This window comes from Pseudoflavonifractor sp. 60 (assembly GCF_009911645.1).
Lineage (GTDB): Bacteria > Bacillota > Clostridia > Oscillospirales > Oscillospiraceae > Lawsonibacter.
This window is the reverse complement of sequence record NZ_QWKI01000192.1, coordinates 1-887: the sequence shown is the minus strand read 5'-3', so window position 1 is coordinate 887 and position 887 is coordinate 1. Positions and strand designations below refer to the sequence as shown.

At 51.7% G+C, this 887-nt stretch carries 2 pseudogenes; both read right to left on the bottom strand.

Features of this window, described 5'->3' with window-relative positions:
• Positions 1-540: pseudogene (locus D1646_RS18965) on the bottom strand (ATP-binding protein); the annotation flags it as partial.
• A gap of 62 nt (positions 541-602) precedes the next feature.
• Positions 603-887: pseudogene (locus D1646_RS22870) on the bottom strand (replication initiator protein A); the annotation flags it as partial.

The window sequence follows — 887 nt, the reverse complement described above, 5'->3', positions numbered from 1 at the left end:
TATGTACTCGTTCCTGTCCTTATAGCTGGCGGCAAGGTCATTGAGGATAAGGGCAAAGTTTGTCATGCACACGGAAACTTCTTTCTCCATGAGGGCGTTGGCGATACACCCGGCAAAATAGCTTTTCCCTGTGCCGACACTTCCCCACAAAATCAATCCATAGTTCCCGGTGCTTACCCGTTCCCATTGCTCCACATAGGAATAGGCTTTGTGCATTTGGGGGCATTTCCCGTTGTCGTTTTCAAACGTCCATTCCCGCATAGCTGGGTCTGTAAATCCCTTTCGTTTCAGCCGTTCCATTTCCTCCCGGCGCTTGTATTCCCGGTGGCTGGCTTCCAGCGTTTCCCGGCGTTTCCGCTGGCAGTCACATTCTTTGGGGTGGCGGTCACGTCCGAAAAGCGTCTTTCCCTCTGCAAAATAGGCTTCTTTGGGCTGGCGGCAGCTCCCGCAATACAAAAGCCCGTCCTCGCCCGTGTAGTCCTCCGGCTCTGCTTCCTGTGCCGTGGCAAGCCGGAAAATGGCGTTATCATAATCGCTCATAAAATCGTCCTCCTTGTTCATGGTCTTTTACGCCCTGTTTACGGGGCGTTCTATCTCTGTTGTCAAAGGCTCTCGCCCTCTTTGTAGGAATAATCGGGGATTCCTTTCTTCCCCGTGCCTTTCCTGTCACGCCCCGCCCATATACGGATAGCGGCGGCATAGTTGATGTAGCTTTTCCCGTTGGCGGCTATATGCTGGCTTAATTCCTCAATGAACCGTTCCAGCCTGTCCGGGTATTCCTCTTTCAGCTCCGCATATTCGCTTTCAGAGAGGAAAATATTTTTATATCTGCCAAATGGGGCGGGCGGCTTCTCACTCGCTCCTTTTAGTTGGTTCTCTTTTAGTTT